We start from the raw sequence: 26,261 nt of genomic DNA, 5'->3' as shown, positions 1-26,261 counted from the left end.
GCCCGCTATTGCTTGCTGGCCTTGGGCAGGATGGCCAGGAAGTTGTCCCGCGCCACCTGGCGGGCCACTGGCTCGGGCAAGGCGTCCAGGAATGGCTCGAAGCCGTGCATCTCCTTGCCTAGGTTGTCGAAGCGTCCCACGACGTCCGAGCCAAGCATGAAGCGATCAGGGAAACGCTCGACCAACTCCAGCCACGCTTTCCTGGGCACCTTCTTTTCATCCAGCAAATAAGGCTCGAGCACGCTCCAGGACAAGTCTATGTACAGATTCGGGTAATCATCGAGCAGGCGGGTGACGATCGGCGGGAGAAAATCCATCTGTGTCTGGTGGCGATGAATCTCCATGCTGGTCCCCGCGTGCGCCCAGATGAAGCGCGTGTGCGGATGGTCACGCAAGGGCTCCTCGATCTCGGCCAGATACAAAGGGTTGCGCTCGCGTTTGGAGGTGATATTGGAATGGATGAGCACTGGCAGGTCACGCTCGGCAGCCAGGTGGTAGACCCGCGTCAGGGCCTCGTTGTTGGCCCGCGGAGTATCGCCACTGGTCAAGGCCGTCAGGTCGTCGTGGCGAGTGAAGACTTCGCCGATACCCTGCCATAACCCCGGGTACAACTCGAGCATGCGTTCGATATGCGTCACGGCATTCTTGTCCACCGGGTTGAACCCCGACAGGAACGGATGAAAGCGACGACGCTGCTCGGGTGCCAGTTTTTCCAGGGCAGCCGCCACGTAGACATCGGTGGCGCTGTACCAGTAGGCGGAGGCATCGTCGCCAGCGTAGTAACGCGGACGCTTGGGCTCGTCTTCGTGCCATTTCTTGGCAACCGGAATGCCGGAGATCATCGACTGATCGATACCCGCCGCGTCCATGGCCTTGAGCAAGGCGGGCATGCCTTCGCTTTCCTGGAAGAAATCGACGTAATGCAGATGGGCATCGGTGTAGCGATAGTCGCGCGCCGCTGCCGCTTCGCTCAGCAGCAACGGCACCAGCATCCAGGCGAGACCTCGGGCGAGCATTGGCAGGATCCTTGTCAGATGAGAGCAAGGTAGACAGCCTGGGCTCGTTGCCGGTTCAGAGGTCGCCGCGCAAATGCCTGGCCTGGCCTTGGGCACTTGTGCAGGAAGGCGACTAAATCGCCAGGAGAGCGGAGAACACCGGTGGAGGCCCCTCCCCTTCCCTCAGCGCTGGAAAACCTCATTGAGCAGGTCATGCATCGCCTTGAAAGCTCGCATCGAGGTGCGCCGATCGTACTGCATCTTGCCCGGTGTATTGGCCGCGGGATCGGTAAAGGAATGCACTGCACCGCCAAAGCTGTGCAACTGCCAGTCGACCTTGGCGGCGTTCATCTCGGCCTCGAAAGCAGGCAACTGCTCCTGCGGAACCAAGGGATCGGATGCGCCGTGCAGGACCAGAACCGAGCCTTTTATATTTTTCGCATCCTCGGGATCGGGGGTATCGAGAGTGCCGTGGAAGGACACTGCGGCCTTGAGATCGGCACCGGTACGCGCCAGTTCCAGCGCGCAGCAACCGCCGAAGCAGAAACCGAACGCCGCGACCTTGCCGGGCAGGAGCACTGCCCTGGATTGCCCCAGCAGCTCATTCAAAGCGGCTTTCATGCGTTTACGCAATTCGGCACGGTCATTCTTCAACGGCATCATTGCCGCACCCGCCTCGTCGGCGGTCGAGGGCCGGTCCGATTGCCCATAGAGATCGGCGATCAGCACCACATAGCCCTGGCTGGCCACTTCCTTGGCGATACGCTCGGCACCCTCGCCAATGCCCATCCAGTTGGGCGCCATCACCAGTCCCGGCTGAGCCAGCGCGCCAGGTGCGTACACCAGACGACTTTCATAGGTCTTGCCAGAGAGGTGATACACCAGTGATTCGACAATTACCTTGCTCATCTACTCCTCCTTGCACCATGAAAAAAGCCCGCCGAAGCGGGCTTTGCATTGCATCAAATCAAGCAGACAACTCGACCAGCAGCTTGTTCAGACGACGAACGTAGGCTGCCGGGTCCTTGAGGCTGTCTCCAGCCGCCAGGGCCGCCTGATCGAAGAGAATGTGCGAGAGCTCGGCGAAACGATCTTCGCTTTGCTCGTTATCCAGTTTCTCGATCAGCGGGTGAGCCGGGTTGAACTCGAAGATCGGCTTGGATTCCGGGACCTTCTGGCCGCTGGCTTCCAGGATCTGGCGCATCTGCAGGCCCAGGTCCTGCTCGCCGATGGCGAGGATGGCCGGCGAATCGGTGAGGCGGTGCGAAACACGTACCTCGGCCACGCTATCGCCCAAGGCACCCTTGAGGCGCTCGACCAGGCCTTCCTTCTCCTTGGCGACTTCTTCCTGAGCCTTCTTGTCCTCTTCCGAGTCGAGCTTGCCCAGGTCCAGGTCACCACGAGCGACATCGACGAAGCTCTTGCCATCGAATTCGTTGAGGTAGCTCATCAGCCACTCATCGATACGATCGGTCAGCAGCAGAACCTCGATGCCTTTCTTGCGGAAGACCTCCAGGTGCGGGCTGTTCTTGACCTGCGCATAGGTCTCGCCAGTGAGGTAGTAGATCTTGTCCTGGCCTTCCTTGGCACGCGCCAGGTAGTCGGCCAGAGCGACGCTCTGCTCGCCGCTTTCATCCTGGGTGGAGGCGAAGCGCAGCAGGCCGGCGATCTTCTCCTTGTTGGCGAAGTCCTCCGCCGGGCCTTCCTTGAGGACCTGGCCGAAGTTCTTCCAGAAGCCCTTGTACTGCTCGGGTTCGTTTTTCGCCAGCTTCTCCAGCATGTCGAGGACACGCTTGGTGAGCGCCGACTTCATCGAGTCGATGATCGGATCTTTCTGCAGGATTTCGCGGGATACGTTCAGGGACAGGTCATTGGAATCCACCACACCCTTGATGAAGCGCAGGTACAGAGGCAGGAACGACTCGGCCTGATCCATGATGAACACACGCTGGACATACAGCTTCAGGCCGCGCGGCGCTTCACGCTGGTACAGGTCGAAGGGTGCACGGGCCGGTACGTAGAGCAGCGAGTTGTATTCCAGCTTGCCCTCGACCTTGTTGTGGCTCCAGGCAAGCGGGTTTTCGAAGTCATGCCCGATGTGCTTGTAGAACTCCTGGTATTCCTCGTCCTTGACTTCATTGCGAGGACGGGTCCACAAGGCACTGGCACGGTTGACGGTTTCCCACTCCTGCGCCGGCTGCTCTTCGCCTTCGGCGGCGGCGGATTGCTCCTTGGGCAATTCGATCGGCAAGGCAATGTGATCGGAGTACTTCTTGACGACGTTACGCAGACGCCAGCCGTCGGCGAACTCGTGCTCATCCTTTTTCAAGTGCAGGACGATACGGGTGCCGCGCTGCGGCTTGTCGATCGTGGCGACTTCGAATTCGCCCTCGCCCTGGGAAGACCAATGTACGCCTTCAGCGGCTGGCAGGCCGGCGCGACGGCTGTATACGTCGACCTTGTCGGCCACGATGAAGGCCGAATAGAAGCCGACACCGAACTGACCAATCAGGTGCGAATCCTTCTTCTGGTCGCCGGTGAGGTTCTTCATGAAATCGGAGGTGCCGGACTTGGCGATCGTACCCAGGTGGGCGATGACGTCCTCGCGGCTCATGCCGATACCGTTGTCCTCGAGGGTCACGGTGCCCGCTTCCTTGTCGAAGCTCACGCGGATCTTCAGGTCCGCATCGCCTTCGAGCAGCTCGGGCTTGGCCAGCGCTTCAAAACGCAGCTTGTCGGCGGCGTCGGAGGCGTTGGAGATCAACTCGCGCAGGAAGATTTCCTTGTTCGAGTAGAGGGAATGAATCATGAGGTGCAGCAGCTGCTTCACCTCGGTCTGGAAGCCCAGGGTTTCTTTTTGAGTCTCCACACTCATGGTCTTCTAACTCCGATCTATGGCAGTTGTCGCCGCGAGACTGGGCAATGCCCTGGCCTGCTTTATTGGCGGGATGTCATGCAGATGGGGGCGTGCCAGGCTATTTCAAGTGCGCACCTGAAAGCCGATCGGCAAAAATGCGTGATCCTCATCGACGCACTGCCACTCACAACCATTCAAAAAGAAAGCTCTTCCCTGCAGTGCAGCATTGCCGACCGTGCGCAAGCGCTGCAAGGAAGCTTCTACATGTCTTGATTGGCTGCCTCGCGCACATCACCTGCGATAAGCGACGAAGAGGTGCCGAGGGCGAAGAAAAGTCCATTCGAATCCGGCAGTTATATATCTTCATTCTTCGTGGAACTAATTTCACAGGGCCGAACTCGAAGAAACAAGTCACTTATTCCACAAGGAGAAACACCCCATGCGTAAACCATTTGCTTTTGCTCTGATGCTGGCTGCTGCCATGGGTCTGGCCGCTTGCGATAAAGCGAGCGAAGACAAAGCCCAAGACGCACAAGAACACCGCGAAGACGCCCAAGAGAAGATGGGTGATGCGCAAGACAAGGTGAACGATGCTGCGGAAGAAAACGCCGAAGCCTCCAAAGATCAGGCCGAAGCCAATCGCAGGGCTGCGGAAGAAGCCGCTCCGAACACCACGGCGCCGGTTACCGCTCCTGCCGAGCCTGCTCGTCAGTAAGCGTCAGTTTCATAAAAAAACCCGACGCTGTCGGGTTTTTTTATGCCTGAACTTTGGGAATTAACGATTCAGTTACTCTGCATGCTAGTGTCCTTGACTACCTCGGTAGGCGCACTCTCGGTAGGTGTGAACACCATCACCTCCAACACATCGGAATGAAACTCTCGGCGGTACAGGATAAGTACCACGCCTACACAGACCAGCATGAACAACCAGGGGCTGATGAACCAGCTCAACATGGCCATGCCGAAATAATAGGAACGCAAACCGAAGTTGAACTGGTTGGCCGCCAGTGACAACACACGCGCGGCGCGCGATGCAAACGCCTTGCGCTCGAGCTCATTGACCAAACGCTCGCCGATCATGGGAGCCGACCCTACGAGTACCGCGGCGAAGTTGTACTGGCGCATGCACCAACTGAAAGTGAAGAAGGCATAGACAAAGACCGTTGCCAGACACAACAGCTTGATTTCCGAAATGCCCTGGGAGGTTTTCTGCACCAGCGGCAGGTCGGCGAGCAGGGACAACGCCCTGTCAGTAGCGCCGAGCACGGTCAGGATGCCCGCCAGAATGATCAGCGTACTGGAGGCGAAGAACGAAGCGTTGCGCTCCAGATTACCGATCACGCTCGCGTCGGCGATACGGTTGTCCCGCAGCAACATGCGCCGCATCCAGTCTTCCCGGTACAGGTGCAGCACACTGGCCAGACACGCTGTGTCGCGCCCTTTCCAAGTCGCATACCGCGTATACCCGCCCCAGCAGACGACGAACCATATGGCCGCCAGTAGATTGCTCAGATCACTTTGAATGAAGCTCATGCGGTTTTCTCGTACCTTTCCGTGCACAGAACGATATAGACCCGCTTTCGACGCCTGGTTGCAAGAAAAGGCACGTAAAGGAAACATTTGTTTCAAGACGCTGTACCTATTTCAATCTTCAGGTCCGAGCCTTTTTGATGGCTGACGGTCCTAGCGCGGGGCAAGGCCGCTTTCATGGAATAAACGCTAACTCATTGGGACCCTGTGGGAGCGGCGGTTCACCGATGCGACTTGCCCGTCGATAGCCAGCAACAGCCACAACATACAAGAATCTACATTCGCACCCCGAGCCTGCCCGCCCCTTTTGAACTAAAAAAAACCCCACATCCCTAAGGATGTGGGGTTCGACTTCTGCCTGAGGCAGACACGCTATCGGCTTTTGGCCAGTGTCAGCGCTCGGGTTTCAATCCTCAAGCCACCGCCTCGCTCGGCTTGCCGAGCATGCGGTCGCAGACCACGACCACGGCAAGCATCGCAACGGACGGCACCAGCCAGGCAAGGCCTTGATCGCTCAACGGCAAGTGCGCGAGTGCGTCAGGCAGGAGACCGGCAAGACTGCTGCCCTTGATCGCATCGACAACACCGAAGACAAAGGACACGAGCATGACCGGACCCAGGATACGGGCTGGCGAATTACACAGGTTTTTGCAGAAGCTCAGGGCGACCACCACGATGCACGGCGGATAGATCGCGGTCAGCAGCGGGATCGAGAACATGATCAACTTGGTCAGACCCAGATTCGAGACCAACAGGGAGAATCCTGCAAGGATCACGACCAACGCGCGGTAGGACAGCGGGAGGATCTGACTGAAGTATTCGGCGCAGGCGCAAGTCAGGCCAACCGCGGTCACCAGGCAGGCCAACGCGATCAGCACCGCGAGGAACCCGCTGCCCAACGACCCGAAGGTGTGCTGAACATAGGCATGCAGAACGGCCGCGCCGTTGCTAGCCCCTGCAGCAATCTCGTGACTGCCCGCACCCAGGCGGAACAGGCTGATATAAACCAAGGCCAGACCGACACCGGCGATCAGGCCGGCAATGATGGCATAACGGGTGATCAACTTGGGCGACTCGATACCTCGGGAGCGAATGGCATTGACAATGACAATGCCGAATACCAATGCGCCAAGGGTATCCATGGTCAAATAGCCATTGATGAAGCCTTGAGAGAACGGTGCCGCCACATAGGCCGGCTGGGCTTCGCCTACGGGACCGGCAGGCAGCATGAAGGCAGCGACGCCAAGTGCGGCCAGCGCGAGGATCTTCAATGGCGCGAGGAAACGTCCTACGGTATCCAGGAGCTTGCCCGGATACATCGACACGGCCAGCACAACGATGAAATACACCAGGCTATAGATGAACAGTGCCAGTGGGCTTTCACCCGTCAGGGGCGCGACGCCCACTTCGAAGGAAACGGTGGCAGTGCGCGGCGTGGCGAACAAGGGCCCTACCGAGAGGTAGCACACCGCTGCCAGCAGGCCCCCGAAGAACTTGCCGATGGGGCTGCTGAGGGCGTCCATGCCGCCGCCCACCTTGGCTAGCGCGACCACGGTAATGACCGGCAGACCAACGGCGGTCACCAGAAAGCCCAAGGCAGCCATCCAGACATGAGGACCGGATTGCAAGCCTACGATAGGCGGGAAAATGATATTGCCCGCGCCGACGAACAACGCGAACGTCATGAAGCCAAGTGCCAGGATGTCCTGGCCTTTCAAAACTTTCATCTGAGGAAGTACCACACTGCTGAAATCGGGGTTCGAGAGGGAATTTCCCCATGGGTGAGGGAAATGCTGCCCGGCTTGATGAGCCAGACCCGTTTAGCGTGTCGTTCCCTTTTGGGGCACGGTCACAGAGTGGCGCGTAGGGTACAGAATTCACGCGACAAACGCACTGGCGGCGCACTCGTTATCCGATGTGCGTAAGGACTTGTCGTCTGTGCGACCGGAAGACGCCGACGATTATCGCAGTGTTACTTACAGATGAATGTAGGAATTTTCTATTGCCCTGATTAGAAATGTCGGCAAAGCAATACCTGAGGACTGCACATACACAAAGGCCACCCGAAGGTGGCCTTTGTGTTGCGTGGGGGATGCTGCGTATTACTTCTTGACTTCCCAACCAGTCAGCTCGGCCAGGGCCTTGCCGATGTCAGCCAGGGAACGCACGGTCTTGACACCGGCATCCTGCAGCGCAGCGAACTTCTCGTCCGCAGTGCCTTTGCCGCCGGAGATGATGGCGCCGGCATGACCCATGCGCTTGCCTGCCGGAGCAGTGACGCCCGCGATGTAGGAAACGACTGGCTTGGTCACGTTGGCCTTGATGTAGGCCGCGGCCTCTTCTTCGGCCGAACCGCCGATCTCACCGATCATGACGATCGCTTCGGTCTTCGGGTCTTCCTGGAACAGCTTCAGGATGTCGATGAAGTTCGAACCAGGAATCGGGTCACCGCCGATACCGACACAGGTGGACTGACCGAAACCGGCGTCAGTGGTCTGCTTGACGGCTTCATAGGTCAGGGTGCCGGAACGGGAAACGATACCGACCTTGCCTGGCAGGTGAATGTGACCCGGCATGATGCCGATCTTGCACTCGCCTGGAGTGATCACGCCTGGGCAGTTAGGGCCGATCAGGGTAACGCCCAGCTCGTCGCACTTGACCTTGGCGTCCAGCATGTCCAGGGTAGGAATGCCTTCGGTGATGCAGACGATCAGCTTGATGCCGCCGAATGCCGCTTCCAGGATCGAGTCCTTGCAGAACGGAGCCGGAACGTAGATCACCGAAGCGTCGGCGCCGGTGGCTTCGACAGCTTCTTGCACAGTGTTGAACACTGGCAGGCCCAGGTGCGTGGTGCCACCCTTGCCTGGAGTCACGCCGCCAACCATCTTGGTGCCGTAGGCAATGGCTTGCTCGGAGTGGAAAGTGCCCTGCGAGCCGGTGAAGCCCTGGCAGATGACCTTGGTGTCTTTATTGATCAGGACGCTCATTACTTGCCCTCCGCAGCTTTGACAACTTGTTGAGCAGCGTCGGTCAGGCTGGTTGCAGCAATGATGTTCAAACCGCTTTCTGCCAGTACTTTGGCGCCCAGTTCAGCATTGTTGCCTTCGAGGCGAACAACGACCGGCACTTTAACGCCGACTTCCTTCACTGCGCCGATGATGCCTTCGGCAATCATGTCGCAACGAACGATACCGCCGAAGATGTTGACCAGCACGGCCGCGACATTGCTGTCGGACAGGATGATCTTGAAGGCTTCGGTCACGCGCTCTTTGGTAGCGCCACCACCTACGTCGAGGAAGTTGGCTGGCTTGCCGCCGTGCAGGTTGACGATGTCCATGGTACCCATGGCCAGGCCGGCACCGTTGACCATACAGCCGATGTTGCCTTCCAGCGCCACGTAGTTCAGTTCGAACTTGGCAGCGTGGGCCTCGCGAGCATCGTCCTGCGACGGGTCGTGGAAGGTCTTCAGCTTGGGCTGACGGTACATGGCGTTGGCATCGATGTTGATCTTGGCATCGAGGCAGTGTAGGTCGCCGTCGGCCTTGATGACCAGCGGGTTGACTTCCAGCAGGGCCAGGTCATGGTCCTTGAACAGCTTGGCCAGACCTACGAAGATCTTGGCGAACTGAGTGACCTGCTTGCCTTCCAGACCCAGCTGGAACGCGAGTTCGCGACCCTGGAACGGCTGAGCGCCGGTCAGCGGGTCGATGGTAGCCTTGAGGATCTTCTCGGGAGTGTCGTGAGCGACCTTCTCGATGTCCACGCCACCTTCGGTGGAAGCCATGAACACGATACGACGGCTCGAACGATCCACGACAGCGCCCAGGTACAGCTCTTTGGCGATGTCGGTGCAGGATTCGACCAGGATCTTGGAAACGGGCTGACCGTTGGCATCGGTCTGGTAGGTAACCAGATTCTTGCCCAGCCACTGCGCAGCGAACGCCTTGGCGTCTTCCTTGCTGCGAACCAGCTTGACGCCGCCCGCCTTACCGCGACCACCGGCGTGGACCTGGGCTTTGACAACCCACTCCGAACCACCGATCTTGTCGCAGGCTTCTGCTGCAGCTTCTGGGGTGTCGACTGCGAAACCCTTGGAAACTGGCAGGCCGTATTCAGCGAACAGCTGCTTACCCTGATACTCGTGAAGATTCATGCTTTATACCGTCTTCGTTAGGTACTGCGCTTCGGCGCTGCGCCGTTTCCGGCGCCGCGCCACCTGTGACCGTTTGCCCTCAGGGCCCGGTCCGGCGAAGTTTCCGCGGTGAGCCATGCACGCAAGACTCACGACGGGCTGCTCGCCGTGGTTTCTTATTGTTTAACGCTTCTTGCGGTTGGCCACGTGAATGGCGCCGCCATTCACGGCCAGCGCGGCTTCGTGCAGCGCTTCGGACAGGGTCGGATGGGAGAAGACCATCATGCCCAGATCTTCGGCGCTGGTGCCGAATTCCATTGCGATCGCGCCCTGCTGAACCAGTTCGGCAGCCGATGGGCCGATCACATGCACACCCAGCACGCGGTCGGTCTTGGCATCGGCGATGACCTTGACGAAACCACCGGTGTCGTTGGCAGCCATCGCGCGGCCACTTGCCGCGAACGGGAAGGTGCCCACGTTAACCTCAACGCCTTCGGCCTTCAAGGTCTGCTCGGTCTTGCCGACCCAAGCGATTTCCGGGTGGGTGTAGATAACCGACGGGATCAGGTCATAGTTCATCTGGGCCTTGTGACCCTTGATGCGCTCGACGACCATGATGCCTTCTTCCGACGCCTTGTGAGCCAGCATCAGACCACGTACCACGTCGCCGATGGCATAGACGCCAGGCACGCTGGTAGCACAGTAGTCATCGACATAGATGTAGCCACGTTCGTCGATGTTCACGCCGCTGTCCGAAGCCAGCAGCTCGGTAGTGACGGGACGACGGCCGACCGCGACGATCAGCTTGTCAAAGGTGATCTTCTGCTCGCCGTTGGCGTCGGTGTAGGTCACTTCGACCTCCTCACCGTTGACCTGCGAACCGGTTACGCGAGCACCCAGCTTGATGTCCAGGCCCTGCTTGGTCAGGGTCTTCTGGGCTTCCTTGGCAACGGCGCTGTCGGCCGCCATCAGGAAGGTATCCAGCGCTTCCAGCACGGTCACCTGAGCACCCAGGCGCGACCATACCGAACCCAGTTCCAGACCGATGACGCCGGCGCCGATCACACCCAGGCGCTGCGGCACGGACTGGAATTCCAGGGCGCCGGTGGAATCGACGATGACGTTCTGATCGACCGGAGCCGGCGGAATGTCGATCGGACGCGAGCCCGACGCCAGGATGACGTTGTCGGCCTCGATGACTTCGGTGGTGCCGTCAGCCTTGGTGACCTCGACTTTCTTGCCGGCCAGCAGCTTGCCGTGGCCCTGGATCGAAGTGACGCCATTGGCCTTGAACAAGGTAGCGACGCCACCGGTCAGGTTCTTGACGATGCCCGCCTTGCGGCCGACCATCGCGGCGACGTCCATCTTCACCTCACCGGTGGAAATGCCGTGGACGCTGAAGGATTCCTTGGCTTCCTTGTACTTCCAGGAGCTGTCCAGCAGTGCCTTGGAAGGGATGCAACCCACGTTCAGGCAAGTGCCACCCAGAGCCAGCTTGCCCTCGGCATCGGTGTACTTCTCGACACAGGCCGTCTTCAGACCAAGCTGTGCAGCCTTGATCGCGGCGACATAGCCGCCAGGACCTGCACCAATCACTACCACGTCGAATTTCTGGGTCATAAAAGATTCCTTATCAGCTTCAAGCTACAAGCCCGAGCCGCGAGCCCCCGCTTCTTGTCGAAGCGAGCGGCTTGCAACTCGTAGCTGTTGTTTAGATGTCCAGCAGCAGGCGAGACGGATCTTCCAGCAGGTTCTTGATGGTTACCAGGAAGGTCACGGCTTCTTTGCCATCGATCAGGCGATGGTCATAGGACAGCGCCAGGTACATCATTGGGCGAATGACCACTTGGCCATTGATCGCCATCGGACGCTGGATGATGTTGTGCATGCCCAGGATCGCCGCCTGTGGCGGGTTGACGATCGGGGTCGACATCATCGAGCCGAATGTACCACCGTTGGTGATGGTGAAGGTACCACCCGTCATCTCTTCGATGGACAGCTTGCCGTCGCGGGCCTTCTTGCCGAAGGTGGCAATACCGTTCTCGATTTCCGCCAGGCTCATCTGCTCGGCGTTGCGCAGGACCGGCACCACCAGGCCACGTTCGCTGGAGACGGCGACGCCGACGTCGGCAAAGCCGTGGTAGACGATGTCATTGCCATCGATGGAAGCGTTGACCGCCGGGAAGCGCTTCAGCGCCTCGGTGGCCGCCTTGACGAAGAACGACATGAAGCCCAGGCGCACGCCATTGTGGGTCTTCTCGAACAGGTCCTTGTACTTGGAGCGCAGCGCCATGACTTCGGTCATGTCGACTTCGTTGAAGGTAGTCAGCATCGCCATGTTCGACTGGGCTTCGACCAGGCGCTCAGCGATCTTGGCACGCAGACGGGTCATCGGCACGCGCTTCTCGGTGCGATCGCCTGCGGCGGTCACCACCGGGGCGGCAGCGGCGGCAGCTGGCTTGGCGGCAGGCGCAGCGGCAGGCGCGGACTTCTTGGCGGCAATGGCTGCAACCATGTCTTCCTTGGTGATGCGACCACCTTTGCCGGTGCCGCTCACGCTGGCCAGGTCGATGCCATTCTCTTCGGCCAGCTTGCGCGCTGCAGGCGCGGCGACCGGATCGTCTTCACCGGCATCGGCAGCGGCAGCGGCGGGTGCGGCGGCAGGGGCCGCGGCCGGAGCAGCGGTAGCGGCGCCACCTTCCACGATCGCACCCAGGACTTCGTCGGACAGGACGGTATCGCCTTCGTTCTTGACGATATCGCCCAGCACGCCATCGGCGGTGGCCAGGACTTCGAGCACGACCTTGTCGGTTTCGATGTCGACGATCAGCTCGTCACGCTTGACGGCTTCGCCCGGCTTCTTGTGCCAGGTGGCAACGGTGCCATCGGCAACCGATTCCGGGAAGGTTGGGGCTTTGATCTGGATAGCCATTATCAGTATTTCCTTAAATTCGGTTTCTGGTGCACGAAAGCGTTAGACAGTGAAGGCGGCCTGCAGCAGGGCTTGCTGCTGTTCGGCGTGCATCGAAGCATACCCACAGGCTGGCGCGGCAGACGCGTCGCGACCGGCGTACTCCAGGGACAGCGCCTTGTTGTGGCGAGCCAGGATACGGCGCATGTGGTGCTGACTGCTGTACCAGGCACCCTGGTTCATCGGCTCTTCCTGGCACCACACCGCATGCTTGAGGTTGGTGTATGGCGCAAGGATCTCGACCAGATCGTCCTCGGGGAACGGATACAGCTGCTCGATACGCACGATGGCGATATCTTCACGGCCTTCGGCACGGCGTTTTTCCAGCAAGTCGTAGTAGACCTTGCCACTGCACAGGACCAGACGCTCCACCTTGGCCGGATCGAGGTTGTCGAGTTCCGGGATGACGGTCTGGAACGAGCCTTCGGCCAGATCTTCCAGGGTCGAGATGGCCAGCTTGTGGCGCAACAGCGACTTGGGCGTCAGTACGATCAACGGCTTGCGCAGTGGACGAATGACCTGACGACGCAGCAGGTGATAGATCTGAGCCGGCGTGGTCGGTACGCAGACCTGGACGTTGTGCTCGGCGCACAGTTGCAGGTAGCGTTCCAGGCGTGCCGAGGAGTGCTCAGGGCCCTGCCCTTCGTAACCGTGTGGCAGCAGCATGGTCAGGCCGCACAGACGACCCCACTTGTGCTCGCCACTGGTGATGAACTGGTCGACGACGACCTGGGCACCGTTGGCGAAGTCGCCGAACTGCGCTTCCCAGATCACCAGCGCTTCAGGCGTAGTGGTGGAGTAGCCGTATTCGAATGCCAGCACGGCCTCTTCCGACAGGAAGGAGTCGTACAGATCGAACTTCGGCTGGCCGGCGTACAGGTTCTGCAGCGGCAGGTAGGTGCTGGCATCCTTCTGGTTGTGCAGCGCCGCATGACGGTGCGAGAAGGTGCCGCGGCCTACGTCCTGGCCGGTGATACGAATCGGATGGCCCTCGAACAACAGGGTCGCGTAGGCCATGGTCTCGGCGTAGCCCCAGTTGATCGGCAAGCCACCGGCCTGCATCTTCTGGCGATCTTCGTAGATCTTCGATACCTGACGCTGGACGACGAAGCCTTCCGGCAGCTCGAACAGCTTGGACGACAGGTCCTGCAGGGTCTTGAGGTCGAAACGCGTGTCGTGACGCGCGGTCCAGGTGTGGCCCAGGTATGGACGCCAGTCGACGAACAGCTCCTTGTTGGGCTCCTTGACCAGGCTCTTGACCACATGCAGGCCATTGTCCAGCGCGTTGCGGTACTCGTCGATCTTGGCCTGGACACGCTCGGCGTCCAGGCGACCGGCCTTGATCAGGCTCTCGGCATAGAGTTCGCGAGTGGTGCGCTGCTTGGTGATCTGCTGGTACATCAGCGGCTGGGTACCGCTCGGTTCGTCGGCCTCGTTGTGGCCACGGCGGCGATAGCAGACCAGGTCGATGACCACATCGCGCTTGAACTGCATGCGGTAGTCGATGGCCAGCTGGGTAACGAACAGCACCGCCTCGGGATCATCGCCGTTCACGTGCAGGATCGGCGCCTGGATCATCTTGGCGACGTCGGTGCAGTATTCGGTGGAACGCGAGTCCAGCGGGTTGCTGATGGTGAAACCGACCTGGTTGTTGATCACGATGTGCACGGTACCGCCGGTCTTGAAACCGCGGGTCTGCGACATCTGGAAGGTTTCCATCACGACACCCTGACCTGCGAACGCGGCGTCGCCGTGCATCGAGATCGGCAGTACCTTGTCGCCAACGGTGTCGTTACGACGATCCTGACGGGCGCGAACCGAACCTTCCACCACTGGCGAGACGATTTCCAGGTGCGAAGGGTTAAAGGCCATGGCCAGGTGCACTTCGCCGCCGGCGGTCATCACGTTAGACGAGAAGCCCTGGTGGTACTTGACGTCACCGGAGCCCAACTCGACCTTCTTCTTGCCTTCGAACTCGTCGAACAGATCGCGCGGGTTCTTGCCGAAGGTATTGACCAGCACGTTCAGACGGCCACGGTGGGCCATGCCGATCACGACTTCCTTGGTGCCATAGGAACCGGAACGCTGGATCATTTCGTCCAGCATCGGGATCAGGCTTTCGCCACCTTCGAGACCGAAGCGCTTGGTGCCCGGGTACTTGGTGCCCAGGTATTTCTCCAGGCCCTCGGCCGCGGTGACGCGCTCGAGCAGATGGCTCTGGATATCGGCGGAAAATTCAGGGCGGCCACGAACACTTTCCAGGCGCTGCTGGAACCAGCTGCGCTGCTCGGAATCAACGATGTGAGTGAACTCGGCGCCAATAGTGCGACAATATGTCTTCTGCAATGCCTCTACGATTTCGCGTAGGCTCGCTTCCTCTTTGCCGATGTACAGGTCGCCGGCACGGAAGGTCGTATCAAGATCGGCATTGGTCAAGCCGTAGTGATTGATCGACAGGTCTACAGGCGCAGGGCGCTGCCACAAACCCAGCGGGTCGAGCTGGGCCGCTTGGTGGCCGCGCATGCGGTAGGCCTGGATCAGGCGCAGTACTTCAACCTGCTTCTTCTCGTGTTCACTGCTCACGCTCCCGGCTGACACCGGCTGGGCGCGGCGCTGGTTCTTCGCCAGCAATACGAAATGGTCGCGGATCGTCGAGTGCGATACATCGGTAGCGGTGCTGCCTTCGGCGGGCAACTTCTGGAAGTAAGTGCGCCACTCTTCTGGCACGGCGTTAGGGTCGTGCAGGTAGAGCTCGTAGAGCTCTTCCACATATGCAGCGTTACCACCTGAAAGGTGGGCGCTTTCCCACATGCGCTGCATCACGCTTTCTTGCATGCTTGGTCACCCTCGGTTAGGGGACTGATCGGCAAGAGCCGCAGCACGCATGGAAAAGTCCGAGACAGCGACTGAACCACGCCACCGAGGATCCTGCAGATTTTCCGGGTACCAGCCCGGAAGCCCCTGCTGGTCTCATATCTTCATAGGTAAGAGCGCGGGTTTCATGAACCCATGCTCGGATTTCACCTCGGTGCGGGCTCACCGCCCGCACTTCGGTGTACTGCAATTACAACAGTTACGATTACAACACTTTCAGCATCAGGTGCCGCTCTGCAGCAGCATGTTGCGCACGTGACCGATTGCCTTGGTCGGGTTCAGACCCTTCGGGCAAACGTTGACGCAGTTCATGATTCCGCGGCAGCGGAACACACTGAACGGATCATCCAGGGACGCCAGGCGCTCCTGGGTCTTGGTGTCACGGCTGTCTGCCAGGAAGCGATAGGCTTGCAGCAGTGCGGCAGGACCCAGGAACTTGTCGGGGTTCCACCAGAACGACGGGCAGGAGGTCGAGCAGCAAGCGCACAGGATGCACTCGTACAGACCGTCCAGCTTCTCGCGTTCTTCCGGCGACTGCAGGCGCTCGATGGCCGGAGCCGGCGAATCGTTCTGCAGGAATGGCTTCACCTTCTCGTACTGCTTGTAGAAGATGCTCATGTCGACGACCAGGTCACGGATGACCGGCAGGCCCGGCAGAGGGCGCACGACCAGTTTGTTGCCTTTTACGACAGCAGACAGCGGCGTGATGCACGCCAGGCCATTCTTGCCGTTGATGTTCATGCCGTCGGAACCGCACACGCCTTCGCGGCAGGAACGACGATAGGAGAAACCTTCATCCTGCTCTTTGATCAGCGCCAGCACGTCCAGAACCATCAGGTCCTTGCCACCGGTATCGACCTGGAACACCTGAGTCTTAGGTGCCGAGTCCGAATCCGGGTTGTAACGGTATACTTCGACTTGCAACATAGCAGCCACCCTCAGTAAGTCCGGACTTTTGGTTCGAACGCCGGCACGGTCTTCGGCGCGAAGTTGACTGCGCGCTTGGTAACCCGCTTCTCACCTGGGAAGTACAGGGTATGGCACAGCCAGTTTTCGTCATCACGGTCTTCGAAATCTTCACGGGCATGAGCACCGCGGGACTCCTTGCGAACCTCTGCAGCAATAGCCGTCGCTTCGGCGACTTCCAGCAGGTTCTGCAGCTCCAGTGCTTCGATACGCGCGGTATTGAATGCCTGGGACTTATCGTTGATCTTCACGTTGGCGATTCGTTCACGCAGAGTCGCCAATTGCGCGATACCCTTCTGCATGTATTCGCCAGTACGGAATACACCGAAGTAGTTCTGCATGCAGTTCTGCAGCTCGCGGCGCAGGGTTGCGACGTCTTCGCCGTCGGTACGCTCGTTGAGCTTGTTCAGACGGTTCAGCGCCACTTCGACGTCGGTGTCGCTGGCGTCGCGGTATTCGATACCCTCGGTCAGCGCTTTTTCCAGGTGCAGGCCGGCAGCACGGCCGAAGACCACCAGGTCGAGCAGCGAGTTGCCGCCCAGACGGTTTGCACCGTGGACCGATACGCACGCCACCTCACCGACCGCGAACAGGCCAGGGATGATGTGGTCGACGCCATTGGCGTCCTGAGTCATGGCCTGGCCATGGATGTTGGTGGCAACGCCGCCCATCATGTAGTGGCAGGTCGGCACGACCGGAACCGGCGCAACGACAGGGTCGACGTGCGCGAAGGTCTTGGACAGTTCGCAGATCCCTGGCAGACGGCTGTGCAGCACTTCCTCGCCCAGGTGATCGAGCTTGAGCATCACGTGGTCGCCATCCGGACCACAACCGTTACCGGCGATGATTTCCTTGACCATGGAACGTGCCACGACGTCACGACCTGCGAGGTCCTTGGCGTTCGGAGCATAACGCTCCATGAAACGCTCGCCGTGCTTGTTGATCAGGTAACCACCTTCACCACGGCAACCTTCGGTGACCAGTACACCGGCGCCGGCGATACCGGTCGGGTGGAACTGCCACATTTCGATGTCCTGGACCGGTACGCCGGCGCGCAGCGCCATGCCGACACCGTCACCGGTGTTGATCAGGGCGTTGGTGGTGGAGGCGTAGATACGGCCCGCGCCGCCGGTGGCCAATACGGTGGCCTTGGCACGGATGTACTGGGTTTCGCCGGTCTCGATGCAGATCGCGATCACACCGACGAAGGCGCCGTCCTGGTTCTTGACCAGGTCAACGGCGTAGTACTCGTTGAGGAAGGTCGTGCCTGCCTTCAGGTTGCCCTGGTACAGGGTGTGCAGCAGCGCGTGACCGGTACGGTCGGACGCCGCGCAGGTACGGGCAGCCTGACCGCCCTTGCCGAAGTCCTTGGACTGACCACCGAACGGACGTTGATAGATACGACCAGTCTCGGTACGCGAGAACGGCAGGCCCATGTGGTCCAGCTCGAAGACCGCGGCAGGGCCTTCCTGACACATGTATTCGATCGCGTCCTGGTCGCCGATGTAGTCGGAACCCTTGACGGTATCGTACATGTGCCAGCGCCAGTCATCGTTCGGGTCGGCCGAAGCGATGGCGCAGGTGATGCCGCCCTGGGCGGACACGGTGTGCGAACGGGTCGGGAAGACCTTGGTGATCACGGCGGTCTTGTGACCACCCTGGGCCAGTTGCAGCGCTGCGCGCATGCCGGCACCACCGCCGCCAACAATGATGGCGTCGAAAGAAATCGTTGGAATGATAGCCATGAATCAGATACCCCAGAGAATCTGCACACCCCAGACGAAGTAAGCGAACATCGCAACGCCGCATACCGCCTGGAACAGGAAACGTATCGCAGTCGCCGACTTGCCGAACGACATCGGCGTCAGGTAGTCGGTGGCAATGGTCCACATGCCGACCCAGGCGTGAGCGCCCAGGGCCACCAGGGCCAACAGACTGAAGATACGCATCGCGTTATTGGAGAACAGGGCGTGCCACTGGACATAGTCGATGCCCGGGTGCGCCACGAGGTAGCCGATCAGGAAGATGAAGTAAGCCGCGAGAACGACCGCAGAAACGCGCTGCGCCATCCAGTCATAGAGGCCCGAACGCGACAGGTTCGTGACATTGGTTACCATACCCAAACTCCCGCCAGAACGATCACCACCACGGAGATGACGATCACGATTTTCGAGCCCAGCTTGCCGCCTTCCAGCGTCTCACCGATGCCCATGTCCATGATCAGGTGGCGTACGCCTGCCACCAGGTGATACAGCAAGGCGGACAGCAGGCCCCAGATCACGAATTTGGCCAGCGCACTGGTCATGTACGCCTTCACCTCGGCGAACCCCTCCTCCGACCCCAGCGACATGCTCAACGCATACAGCATGATGGCCAGACCGACGAACAGGATGACGCCGGAAATACGGTGGAGAATGGACGTGTAGGCGGTGATCGGGAGTTTGATGGTCCTTAGGTCTAGGTTTACAGGTCGTTGGCTTTTCACGGCTTTTTTCACACTGAAGAGCCCCTAGCTAACAGGGCAAAGTTGTTGGTAAGTGTACTGGTCAGGTACCCACCACCCAGGGAACGGCGACCCCCAGCAGAGTGGGCTTGCAAGCCCTTGGCGGTCGGGTGCCGAGTATAGACAGTTAGGCTACTAATGACAACGTGACGACCTAGCCCAAATAGCGGATTGTCTTTAGTGAGCAAAAGGCGTAAACGGGCGAGAATTTCGGTAAAAAGCGCTTGCGCAAAGGCGTTTCAACCAGCCTTTAGGCAAATTGACATCTGAATTTATCCCTCTATAGTGGTGCGGGCCCTGCGTGGGGGGTTCTGTCTGATGATTTCAAGCATTAATAGGAGGCCACATGGCTGACAAAAAAGCGCAGTTGGTCATCGAGGGCGCAGCCCCCGTAGAACTGCCCATTTTAAGCGGCACCGTTGGTCCCGATGTTATCGACGTACGCGGCCTGGGCGCCACGGGGCACTTCACTTTCGACCCTGGTTTCATGGCGACCGCCTCGTGCGAATCGAAGATCACCTACATCGATGGTGACAAGGGCGTCCTGCTGCACCGCGGCTATCCGATCGAGCAGCTCGCGGAAAAATGCGACTACCTAGAGACCTGCTACCTGCTGCTCAACGGCGAGCTGCCCAACGCCGAGCAGAAGGCCCAGTTCGTCGGCACCGTGAAGAACCACACCATGGTGCACGAGCAGTTGAAGACGTTCTTCAACGGCTTCCGTCGCGACGCTCACCCCATGGCGGTGATGTGTGGCGTGGTTGGCGCGCTGTCGGCGTTCTACCATGACTCCCTGGACATCAATAACCCGCAGCACCGCGAGATCTCCGCGATCCGCCTGGTCGCCAAGATGCCGACCCTGGCGGCAATGGTGTACAAGTACTCCATGGGTCAACCCATGATGTACCCGCGCAACGACCTGTCGTACGCGGAGAACTTCCTGCACATGATGTTCAACACCCCGTGCGAGATCAAACCGATCAGCCCGGTACTGGCCAAGGCAATGGACCGGATCTTCATCCTCCATGCCGATCATGAGCAGAACGCTTCCACGTCCACCGTTCGCCTGGCAGGCTCCTCGGGCGCCAACCCGTTCGCCTGCATCGCCGCCGGCATCGCCGCGCTCTGGGGCCCGGCCCATGGCGGCGCCAACGAAGCGGTACTGACCATGCTCGATGAAATCGGCGATGTCTCGAACATCGACACTTTCATCGCCAAGGCCAAGGACAAGAACGACCCGTTCAAGCTGATGGGCTTCGGCCACCGCGTCTACAAGAACCGCGACCCGCGCGCCACCGTCATGAAGCAGACCTGCGATGAAGTCCTGCGCGAGCTGGGCATCAAGAACGATCCGCAGCTGGAACTGGCCATGCGCCTGGAAGAGATCGCCCTGACCGACCCGTACTTCATCGAACGCTCGCTTTATCCGAACGTCGATTTCTACTCGGGTATCATCCTCAAGGCCATCGGCATCCCGACCAGCATGTTCACCGTGATCTTCGCCCTGGCGCGCACCGTCGGCTGGATCGCGCACTGGAAGGAAATGCTCTCCAGCCCTTACAAGATCGGCCGCCCGCGCCAACTGTACACAGGCGAGCAACAGCGCGATATCGAAGCGCTGAACGATCGCAGGTAAGCACTGCCTAGCAGCGTGAACCGCACTCGCAAAGGCTGCCCCAGGGCAGCCTTTGCCGTTCTGGCGTCAGGGTTTTTCGGCGCGGGCCTTGAGCCCCTTCAAGGTATTGAACGGCGCATCCACGACGAACTTGTTGGCCAGCCAGGAAGGCACGCTGCCACCCGGCTCGGTATGAACCTGATAGGTCACCTCGGTGCTGTCACCCTTGGGCACCAGCCTCCAGAAGCCCTTCACGGCCGCCACCCGCACATAACCCTGCTCAGGCGGAAGGTAGTTCGGCTGCCCTTCCAAGGTGCGCATCAGACTGCCATCAGCCTGCTCGGTGGTGACCACATGCAGTACCGAATCTCGCGCGGTAACCGGCCAGGGCGCCTTGAAGCGCGTATAGGTCCAGGCCTGATTGCCTTCGTGCTTGAGCAGCTTCTGCGACTGGCACTCATATATCCAGGCACACGCGCCGGCCACATCTTCCTGAAGCGTCTTGACCCTGGCCATGGGTGCCTTGATCAATGCCACGCTGCGATAAGCCTTGTACTTGGAGCCAGGTACCTCACTGAGGGAGACCTGTATGCCCTCCTCGTCCTTGGCCACCTGCCACTGCTCGGCCCAGGCAGAGGGCGCCAGCAGGATGCCCATTCCACATAGCAATACGATGCGCTTGAACGGTCTCATCATCTTGTTCCTTGTTGTCGAAGATCCGAACCTTCACGCTGCCGTCACCTGCTCCAGCCAACCAATGATCCTGATCGCTTCGTCGCGATCGCTGCCGCACACCTCCACATCAGCCTTGAAACCGCCGCAGACAGGAGGTCGCTCCGGCCTGCCGAACAAGCCGCAGAGGTTTTCCACGGACAGATGCAGACAGCGCTCGCCCGCAAGCTTGCCCAACGGCATGCCTGGGATGGGTGAGCTGATTGATGGGGCAATGCAGCAGGCGCCGCAACCCTCGCGACAGTTCATGGAAACAGGCTCCTCCGAGCAGGACAGGATGAAAGTGTCTGGATAGTAACCGCTGAAACGACCGTTTGAAATTGCTGACTTTTGCAAATCCAGTGTGACTTGACAGTCAGTCGAGCGACTATTGCTTGAATTCGAATTCGATGGCCGCCCCGTCTACATCTCGGCGGCTATCGTTGCGCAGCTGCAGCTGCATCTCATTACTGATCAGTCGACCGTTAAGCTGGAATGGGCTGTCCACGGTAGGCTTCTCGGGGAACATCGTCGGCAGCAACGGCTTGCCGCGCGGGCGCTTGTTGTCGACCTCGGGTTCAAGCTGCTCGACCATCTCAGGCGGCAGGCTCAAATCCAGCTTGGGTTTGGGCAAGGCCTTGGACACCGCCTTGCTGACCGGTTTCTTGCGAGCCTTGGAGACGGCTTTGCCGCGGGTGGCCTTGGTCGAAGCCTTGGCCCCTGCTTTGGCTTTCTGGTTGCCTGCCTGGCGCGCCTGCGCCTTGGCAGGCTGCTCATGGCGCACCTCGACAGGCTCCTTGGCGGCAGGCTGCGCAGCCAGGACGACCGCGCTGGAAAACCACAGCGAGGCGAAGCATAACGATAAGGCCAAGCAACGATGAGACTTCATGAACACCGCGACATCTGCCGAAGAATTGATGCTCGCTATTCCCTGCGAGCCAGGCAAGCCTACAGCTGCGAAGCTGTCGACTCGTTGCACAATTGCTGGGCCAACAAGCCCAAGGTAATGACCGCGCGCTCCGCTTCCTTGTTCCAAGGAATACCACAGTTGAGCCGGATACAGTGATTGAACTGCTCGGTATTGCTGAATATCAGCCCAGGCGCGATGCTGATGCCCTGCTGCAGCGCGCGAACGTGCAACTCCTGAGTATTGACGCGTCCCGGCAAGCTGACCCAGAGAATGAAGCCTCCGGTCGGCCGCGTCATCTGCGTGCCCTCTGGAAAATGCTGCTGCACCGCCAGCTGATAAGCGCTGAGGTTCTTGCGGTACTCCTGACGGATATAGCGAAGGTGACGGTCATAACCGCCGTTTTCCAGATAGGCCGCGACGCCCATCTGCGTCACGCTGCACGCCGAGTGCGTGGTGAAGGTCTGCAGTCGCTGGATCTCGCTCTGGTAACGCCCGGCGATGATCCAGCCCACCCGTACGCCTGGTGACAAGGTCTTCGAGAAACTCGAGCAGTAGATGACCCGGTCGAGCCGATCGTGAGCCTTCAGCGCCTTGCTCTTGCCCTGCTCGAACATGAGCTCGCCGTAGATATCGTCCTCCACTATCTGGATGTCGAAATCCGAGGCCAGCCGCAACAATTGTTTCTGCCGATCCTCGGGGATGGTGCCACCCAGTGGGTTGCTCAAGCGCGGGGTCAGCACCAGCGCCTTGATGGACCACTGGTTGGCGGCCAACTGCAGGGCCTCCAGGCTGATCCCCGTGGACGGGTCGCTGGGGATCTCGATCACCTTGAGGCCCAAGAGATCCGCCAGTTGCAGCAAGCCGTAGTAGGTCGGGGATTCCGCGGCGATCAAATCGCCCGGACGCGTGAGCACGCGCAAGGACATCTGCAGCGCGTCGACACAGCCATGGGTGACCACCACTTCGCGCGGGTCCACCATCACCCCGGCATCGCGCATGCGGATGGCGATCTGCCGACGCAATGGTTCGTACCCTGGGCTGAACATGTAGCTGAATGCACGCGGGCTCTGGAAGCGGGTGACCTTAGCCAATTGCTGATGCAGCGCGCGTACCGGCAGGTAGTCCACATGGGGCACCGCCGCACCAAATGGAAAGACGCCATCGCGGCGCGCTTCGGCGAGGATCTGCTGGATGATACTTGCCCGTGTCACCAGACCCGGGCGCTCCACCCTGGCGATATCCGGCGTCTGGGCTGTCAGCGCGGGTGTCTGGTGAACGTAATAGCCAGACTGCGGCCGCGCGCGGATCAACCCCTGGTCTTCCAGATTGGCGTAGGCCTGCAAAACGGTCGCATGGCTGACATTGAGCTGCGCGCTCATCTTGCGCACCGAAGGGACACGCTCTCCCGGCTGATAGACGCCGCGGCGGATATCCTCCGCCAGTTGCTGGGCGATGCGCTGGTACAGCAGCAGGTTGGTCATGACAGTATCCCGAGACGCGGAGGTTCATTGTTCTTATGGAACGCCAAGCCCAGTCAGAATACCGTAACAGTTGCGAAGTGTACTGGGACAGATGGCAGAATACTGAACAATACAGTTGCGTGGGAAGATTGTCGGACGATCCATAATCCAGATTGGTCAGCGCAAATCAGGGTTTGCCTGCGCGAAGGCAGGAGCATTTTATCGCCCCTGCCGACACGCATCAGCGAGCGGCTCCCAACTTGCCCTTTTCATCGGAAAAGACAATCTCGACCCGGCGGTTCTGCGCCCTGCCTCGTTCCGAAGCATTGGCCTCGACAGGGTACTGGTCGCCGTAGCCTTCCACTTGGATGCGTTTTTCGTCCACGCCCAGATCGACCAGCATGTCAGCGACGGCCTGAGCTCTGTCCCGCGACAGCTTGAGGTTGTCCTCGGGAGTACCGGTGCTGTCGGTATACCCTTCGATACGGACGATGCGACGCGGGTTGAGCTGGAGGAATTGCACCAGCTTGAGCAAGGTACGGCTGGCGGAATTCTTGAGCTCGGCACGCCCTGTGTCGAACAGCACGTCACCCAGTGTCATCACCAGGCCGCGATTGGCATCTTCGGAAGCGAGCGCGACGATCTGGGCTTCCAACCACTTGCCCTGTTGCTGGACGCTGGAGAGCTTGGCCTCGCGCAGGGCCAGCTGCAGTCGCTGACGGTCCAGATCGAGCTTGGCGAGGCGCTCCTGATTCAGCGCCAGCTTGGCGTGCTCCTGAGCGATTTCGCTATAGCGCTGACTCAGGTAGGCGTAATGACGGACGTCGGCGCCGCTGCCCACATAGCTGGAAAGACGTTCGGCCCGGGCCAGCGACTCGCCAGCGCGAATCACATCGCGCGGCGCGCTGCGCAGCACGTCGGAGTCGTCCTTGACCTTCTGGAAAGCCTCGTTCGCATCGTCAAGGGCAGACTCGCTACGCTGACTCGCGCAGCCTTGCAGCCCCATCACCGAGGACAGGCCCAGCGCGAGAATCGATATATGGCGCTTCATGGCCGAGCCTCCAGCTGCTTGCGTAAACGCTGCACCCGCTTGTGCAGCAGGTCCAGTTGCTCCTCGCTCTTTTGAGTCAAGACTCGCGCCTCGGCCAGACGCGCATCCAGCTCGGCTTGCTCGGCACGCATGCGCGCGTCACGGTGATCCTCGCTGAGCATGTCGGTCCTGGCACGCGCCAGCTTGTCTTCGGCCAGCTTGAGCTCCGGCACCTGTTCGGTAGCGCCTACGGCCTTGGCCTGCTCCAACGCCTGCTCGGACAGGCGTAGTTGCTCATGCGGCGCTGGATCGCTGGCACAGCCGGCAAGTCCGAGCAGCGCAACGCCAAGGATTAAGGATTGAGTTCTCATGCCATGGGAAGCCTTGATTAGGGATGCAGGGATATTATCAAGCTATTCAGTTTCTTAGGTAGTTCTCGAACGAAAGGTCCAAACGGGGAACAGGGAAGCGCCGTCGTTCAACCTGCTACCCCTTATCGCATTTTTGCGCTTAACCTCAGCTAGAGGCAGCACCTTGCCAGGGTCGCCACGGCAATGAGCGATGGGTGAATGCACCGAGCGTTGTATTCAGCGCTTCCCAGCCGCTTCCACAGGCACCTGTGACTGCTCCTTCCAGCGCTCCACGTTGCGCTGCAGCACCGTCTGGGAAAACCCGGTGGATGGCAGCTCCGTGAGCTTCTTCGCCAGTTGCCCACGCAGCCAGGCGTCGTTGCAAGCCGAGTTGTGAGAAAGCGCGAGATACAGACCCGGCCCGTCCACAGGCAGCCCCCTGGCGATGAGATCGTTCTCCATGCCCAGGCTGCGCGTCATGGCCATCCCGGAATAACGACCAGCCAGCACATAATCCACTTGTCCCAGCACCAGCTTCTGGAAAGCCTGGGTCAGGTTCTGCGCAGGTGCCAGCTTCAGCCTGGCCTTGGCGAAGCTTTCAAAGGCGGAAGTCAGTCGCGCCTTTTCCGACACACTGCCCTGGTAGCGTTCCAGGTCAGCAAGGCTGTCGTAGACCAACGACGAATCATGGCGTGTCCAGACCAGGTATTCGTTGAGCTGCACAGGAGGATGCAGGTAATCCATGGCGGTCAGTTGGTCGACCTGCAAGGGGGCATCGATCAGCAGGTCCATGCGACCGCTACGCACTTCCGCCAGCGCCTGGTCACGTTTGCCGGCGCTCAGTACTTCGACCGACAGGCCCAACTCACCCGCGATATGCCTCAGGAGGTCGACGTTGGCACCAATGAGGTGCCGGGGGTCCTTGGGGTCCTGCCACGAATAAGGCGGTGCATCCGGGCTGCCAGTCGCGATGAGGCGCCCGCACTTGCCTATTGCCATCACCGCTGGCGACAACAGCGCCGCGGCGCATGCCAGCATCGTTGCCACTCGGCCAAGCCTCGCCATCCCTCGCTCCTTGATACATAAGAAAAAACCCGACTCTCGTGGGACGAGAGTCGGGTTTCTTTATAGGTGAAGCAGCCGTATCAGACCAGCTTTTCCAGTTCCGGAATCGCTTCGAACAGGTCCGCCACCAGGCCGTAGTCGGCCACCTGGAAGATCGGCGCCTCTTCGTCCTTGTTGATCGCCACGATCACCTTGGAGTCCTTCATGCCGGCCAGGTGCTGGATGGCACCGGAGATACCGACGGCGATGTACAGCTGCGGCGCGACGATCTTGCCGGTCTGGCCGACCTGCA

24 protein-coding genes are annotated in these 26,261 nt (G+C 60.0%); 2 read left to right on the top strand and 22 right to left on the bottom strand.

Going from position 1 to position 26,261, the window contains the following annotated elements; genetic code table 11:
- Positions 1-5 precede the first annotated feature (5 nt).
- The 3 genes from G7009_RS22605 to htpG all read right to left on the bottom strand — a co-directional run bounded on the left by G7009_RS22605 (position 6) and on the right by htpG (position 3,870).
- Positions 6-1,016 (bottom strand): amidohydrolase family protein, encoded by a 1,011-nt coding sequence (locus G7009_RS22605; RefSeq protein ID WP_181132324.1) that lies wholly within the window; start codon positions 1,014-1,016, stop codon positions 6-8.
- A gap of 162 nt (positions 1,017-1,178) precedes the next feature.
- The gene (locus tag G7009_RS22600) at positions 1,179-1,904 is read right to left on the bottom strand and encodes a dienelactone hydrolase family protein (protein WP_181132323.1); all 726 of its coding nucleotides are present in this window, start codon (positions 1,902-1,904) and stop codon (positions 1,179-1,181) included.
- A 58-nt stretch (positions 1,905-1,962) separates the two neighbouring features.
- On the bottom strand, positions 1,963-3,870 hold the full coding sequence (htpG, locus tag G7009_RS22595; protein ID WP_181132322.1) for a molecular chaperone HtpG: 1,908 nt from the start codon (positions 3,868-3,870) through the stop codon (positions 1,963-1,965).
- A 421-nt stretch (positions 3,871-4,291) separates the two neighbouring features.
- On the opposite strand from htpG, the gene G7009_RS22590 reads away from it, so the two are divergent.
- Complete coding sequence (locus tag G7009_RS22590) at positions 4,292-4,567, top strand: hypothetical protein (protein WP_181132321.1); 276 nt, start codon at positions 4,292-4,294, stop codon at positions 4,565-4,567.
- A 68-nt stretch (positions 4,568-4,635) separates the two neighbouring features.
- On the opposite strand, the gene G7009_RS22585 is transcribed toward G7009_RS22590, so the two are convergent.
- From G7009_RS22585 to sdhC, 11 genes are all read right to left on the bottom strand, one after another.
- Positions 4,636-5,385 (bottom strand): DUF599 domain-containing protein, encoded by a 750-nt coding sequence (locus tag G7009_RS22585; RefSeq protein ID WP_181132320.1) that lies wholly within the window; start codon positions 5,383-5,385, stop codon positions 4,636-4,638.
- Between the two features lie 410 nt (positions 5,386-5,795).
- Complete coding sequence (gene brnQ / locus G7009_RS22580; RefSeq protein WP_181132319.1) at positions 5,796-7,109, bottom strand: branched-chain amino acid transport system II carrier protein; 1,314 nt, start codon at positions 7,107-7,109, stop codon at positions 5,796-5,798.
- Between the two features lie 375 nt (positions 7,110-7,484).
- Positions 7,485-8,369 carry a succinate--CoA ligase subunit alpha gene (gene sucD / locus G7009_RS22575; protein WP_181132318.1) on the bottom strand — a complete coding sequence of 295 codons (885 nt, stop codon included), beginning with the start codon at positions 8,367-8,369 and terminating at the stop codon, positions 7,485-7,487.
- Positions 8,369-9,535 carry an ADP-forming succinate--CoA ligase subunit beta gene (sucC, locus tag G7009_RS22570; RefSeq protein WP_181132317.1) on the bottom strand — a complete coding sequence of 389 codons (1,167 nt, stop codon included), beginning with the start codon at positions 9,533-9,535 and terminating at the stop codon, positions 8,369-8,371. The genes sucD and sucC overlap by 1 nt, the downstream gene beginning before the upstream one ends.
- A gap of 162 nt (positions 9,536-9,697) precedes the next feature.
- Positions 9,698-11,134, bottom strand: a complete 1,437-nt coding sequence (gene lpdA / locus G7009_RS22565) for a dihydrolipoyl dehydrogenase (RefSeq protein ID WP_181132316.1) — start codon at positions 11,132-11,134, stop codon at positions 9,698-9,700.
- A gap of 91 nt (positions 11,135-11,225) precedes the next feature.
- Positions 11,226-12,446, bottom strand: a complete 1,221-nt coding sequence (gene odhB / locus G7009_RS22560; protein WP_181132315.1) for a 2-oxoglutarate dehydrogenase complex dihydrolipoyllysine-residue succinyltransferase — start codon at positions 12,444-12,446, stop codon at positions 11,226-11,228.
- Between the two features lie 42 nt (positions 12,447-12,488).
- The gene (locus G7009_RS22555; RefSeq protein ID WP_181132314.1) at positions 12,489-15,320 is read right to left on the bottom strand and encodes a 2-oxoglutarate dehydrogenase E1 component; all 2,832 of its coding nucleotides are present in this window, start codon (positions 15,318-15,320) and stop codon (positions 12,489-12,491) included.
- Positions 15,321-15,581: 261 nt separating this feature from the next.
- The gene (locus G7009_RS22550) at positions 15,582-16,286 is read right to left on the bottom strand and encodes a succinate dehydrogenase iron-sulfur subunit (RefSeq protein ID WP_181132313.1); all 705 of its coding nucleotides are present in this window, start codon (positions 16,284-16,286) and stop codon (positions 15,582-15,584) included.
- 11 nt (positions 16,287-16,297) lie between these two features.
- The gene (gene sdhA / locus G7009_RS22545) at positions 16,298-18,070 is read right to left on the bottom strand and encodes a succinate dehydrogenase flavoprotein subunit (RefSeq protein ID WP_181132312.1); all 1,773 of its coding nucleotides are present in this window, start codon (positions 18,068-18,070) and stop codon (positions 16,298-16,300) included.
- Positions 18,071-18,073: 3 nt separating this feature from the next.
- The gene (sdhD, locus tag G7009_RS22540; protein ID WP_181132311.1) at positions 18,074-18,442 is read right to left on the bottom strand and encodes a succinate dehydrogenase, hydrophobic membrane anchor protein; all 369 of its coding nucleotides are present in this window, start codon (positions 18,440-18,442) and stop codon (positions 18,074-18,076) included.
- Positions 18,436-18,822, bottom strand: a complete 387-nt coding sequence (sdhC, locus tag G7009_RS22535) for a succinate dehydrogenase, cytochrome b556 subunit (protein ID WP_181132310.1) — start codon at positions 18,820-18,822, stop codon at positions 18,436-18,438. Before sdhC ends, sdhD begins: the two co-directional genes overlap by 7 nt.
- A gap of 352 nt (positions 18,823-19,174) precedes the next feature.
- Between sdhC and gltA the strand changes: the two genes are divergently transcribed.
- Positions 19,175-20,464, top strand: coding sequence for a citrate synthase (gltA, locus tag G7009_RS22530; RefSeq protein WP_181132309.1), 1,290 nt, complete (start codon positions 19,175-19,177; stop codon positions 20,462-20,464).
- 66 nt (positions 20,465-20,530) lie between these two features.
- Here gltA and G7009_RS22525 read toward each other — a convergent pair whose 3' ends face one another.
- The 8 genes from G7009_RS22525 to G7009_RS22490 all read right to left on the bottom strand — a co-directional run.
- The gene (locus G7009_RS22525) at positions 20,531-21,139 is read right to left on the bottom strand and encodes an START domain-containing protein (protein WP_181132308.1); all 609 of its coding nucleotides are present in this window, start codon (positions 21,137-21,139) and stop codon (positions 20,531-20,533) included.
- A 30-nt stretch (positions 21,140-21,169) separates the two neighbouring features.
- The gene (locus G7009_RS22520; protein WP_181132307.1) at positions 21,170-21,424 is read right to left on the bottom strand and encodes a YkgJ family cysteine cluster protein; all 255 of its coding nucleotides are present in this window, start codon (positions 21,422-21,424) and stop codon (positions 21,170-21,172) included.
- Positions 21,425-21,542: 118 nt separating this feature from the next.
- Positions 21,543-22,043, bottom strand: a complete 501-nt coding sequence (locus G7009_RS22515; protein WP_181132306.1) for a hypothetical protein — start codon at positions 22,041-22,043, stop codon at positions 21,543-21,545.
- 59 nt (positions 22,044-22,102) lie between these two features.
- Positions 22,103-23,545: an aminotransferase-like domain-containing protein gene (locus tag G7009_RS22510; protein ID WP_181132305.1), complete on the bottom strand. Its 1,443-nt coding sequence runs from the start codon at positions 23,543-23,545 to the stop codon at positions 22,103-22,105.
- A 220-nt stretch (positions 23,546-23,765) separates the two neighbouring features.
- Positions 23,766-24,575, bottom strand: coding sequence for an OmpA family protein (locus G7009_RS22505; protein ID WP_181132304.1), 810 nt, complete (start codon positions 24,573-24,575; stop codon positions 23,766-23,768).
- Positions 24,572-24,925: a DUF4398 domain-containing protein gene (locus G7009_RS22500; RefSeq protein ID WP_181132303.1), complete on the bottom strand. Its 354-nt coding sequence runs from the start codon at positions 24,923-24,925 to the stop codon at positions 24,572-24,574. The genes G7009_RS22505 and G7009_RS22500 overlap by 4 nt, the downstream gene beginning before the upstream one ends.
- Before the next feature lie 216 nt (positions 24,926-25,141).
- The gene (locus G7009_RS22495; protein ID WP_258198031.1) at positions 25,142-25,969 is read right to left on the bottom strand and encodes a substrate-binding periplasmic protein; all 828 of its coding nucleotides are present in this window, start codon (positions 25,967-25,969) and stop codon (positions 25,142-25,144) included.
- 80 nt (positions 25,970-26,049) lie between these two features.
- Positions 26,050-26,261 (bottom strand): FAD-binding protein (locus G7009_RS22490; RefSeq protein ID WP_219856731.1); only part of this gene is annotated, 212 nt, incomplete at its 5' end.

The organism is Pseudomonas capeferrum (genome assembly GCF_013523055.1).
Lineage (GTDB): Bacteria > Pseudomonadota > Gammaproteobacteria > Pseudomonadales > Pseudomonadaceae > Aquipseudomonas > Aquipseudomonas capeferrum_A.
Note: the sequence above shows the minus strand (reverse complement) of the source record. Positions and strands in the feature narration are given on the sequence as shown.

Excerpts from the sequence above, each read along its gene's own strand:
- G7009_RS22585 (WP_181132320.1), bottom strand. The coding sequence starts at position 5,385 with ATGAGCTTCATTCAAAGTGATCTGAGCAATCTACTGGCGGCCATATGG.
- G7009_RS22550 (WP_181132313.1), bottom strand. The coding sequence starts at position 16,286 with ATGTTGCAAGTCGAAGTATACCGTTACAACCCGGATTCGGACTCGGCA.
- sucD (WP_181132318.1), bottom strand. The coding sequence starts at position 8,369 with ATGAGCGTCCTGATCAATAAAGACACCAAGGTCATCTGCCAGGGCTTC.
- G7009_RS22590 (WP_181132321.1), top strand. The coding sequence starts at position 4,292 with ATGCGTAAACCATTTGCTTTTGCTCTGATGCTGGCTGCTGCCATGGGT.
- G7009_RS22495 (WP_258198031.1), bottom strand. The coding sequence starts at position 25,969 with ATGGCGAGGCTTGGCCGAGTGGCAACGATGCTGGCATGCGCCGCGGCG.
- G7009_RS22520 (WP_181132307.1), bottom strand. The coding sequence starts at position 21,424 with ATGAACTGTCGCGAGGGTTGCGGCGCCTGCTGCATTGCCCCATCAATC.
- gltA (WP_181132309.1), top strand. The coding sequence starts at position 19,175 with ATGGCTGACAAAAAAGCGCAGTTGGTCATCGAGGGCGCAGCCCCCGTA.
- G7009_RS22605 (WP_181132324.1), bottom strand. The coding sequence starts at position 1,016 with ATGCTCGCCCGAGGTCTCGCCTGGATGCTGGTGCCGTTGCTGCTGAGC.
- sdhA (WP_181132312.1), bottom strand. The coding sequence starts at position 18,070 with ATGGCTATCATTCCAACGATTTCTTTCGACGCCATCATTGTTGGCGGC.
- G7009_RS22515 (WP_181132306.1), bottom strand. The coding sequence starts at position 22,043 with ATGAAGTCTCATCGTTGCTTGGCCTTATCGTTATGCTTCGCCTCGCTG.
- odhB (WP_181132315.1), bottom strand. The coding sequence starts at position 12,446 with ATGGCTATCCAGATCAAAGCCCCAACCTTCCCGGAATCGGTTGCCGAT.
- G7009_RS22500 (WP_181132303.1), bottom strand. The coding sequence starts at position 24,925 with ATGAGAACTCAATCCTTAATCCTTGGCGTTGCGCTGCTCGGACTTGCC.
- G7009_RS22510 (WP_181132305.1), bottom strand. The coding sequence starts at position 23,545 with ATGACCAACCTGCTGCTGTACCAGCGCATCGCCCAGCAACTGGCGGAG.
- sdhD (WP_181132311.1), bottom strand. The coding sequence starts at position 18,442 with ATGGTAACCAATGTCACGAACCTGTCGCGTTCGGGCCTCTATGACTGG.
- G7009_RS22505 (WP_181132304.1), bottom strand. The coding sequence starts at position 24,575 with ATGAAGCGCCATATATCGATTCTCGCGCTGGGCCTGTCCTCGGTGATG.
- lpdA (WP_181132316.1), bottom strand. The coding sequence starts at position 11,134 with ATGACCCAGAAATTCGACGTGGTAGTGATTGGTGCAGGTCCTGGCGGC.
- sucC (WP_181132317.1), bottom strand. The coding sequence starts at position 9,535 with ATGAATCTTCACGAGTATCAGGGTAAGCAGCTGTTCGCTGAATACGGC.
- G7009_RS22555 (WP_181132314.1), bottom strand. The coding sequence starts at position 15,320 with ATGCAAGAAAGCGTGATGCAGCGCATGTGGGAAAGCGCCCACCTTTCA.
- htpG (WP_181132322.1), bottom strand. The coding sequence starts at position 3,870 with ATGAGTGTGGAGACTCAAAAAGAAACCCTGGGCTTCCAGACCGAGGTG.
- G7009_RS22525 (WP_181132308.1), bottom strand. The coding sequence starts at position 21,139 with ATGATGAGACCGTTCAAGCGCATCGTATTGCTATGTGGAATGGGCATC.
- G7009_RS22600 (WP_181132323.1), bottom strand. The coding sequence starts at position 1,904 with ATGAGCAAGGTAATTGTCGAATCACTGGTGTATCACCTCTCTGGCAAG.
- brnQ (WP_181132319.1), bottom strand. The coding sequence starts at position 7,109 with ATGAAAGTTTTGAAAGGCCAGGACATCCTGGCACTTGGCTTCATGACG.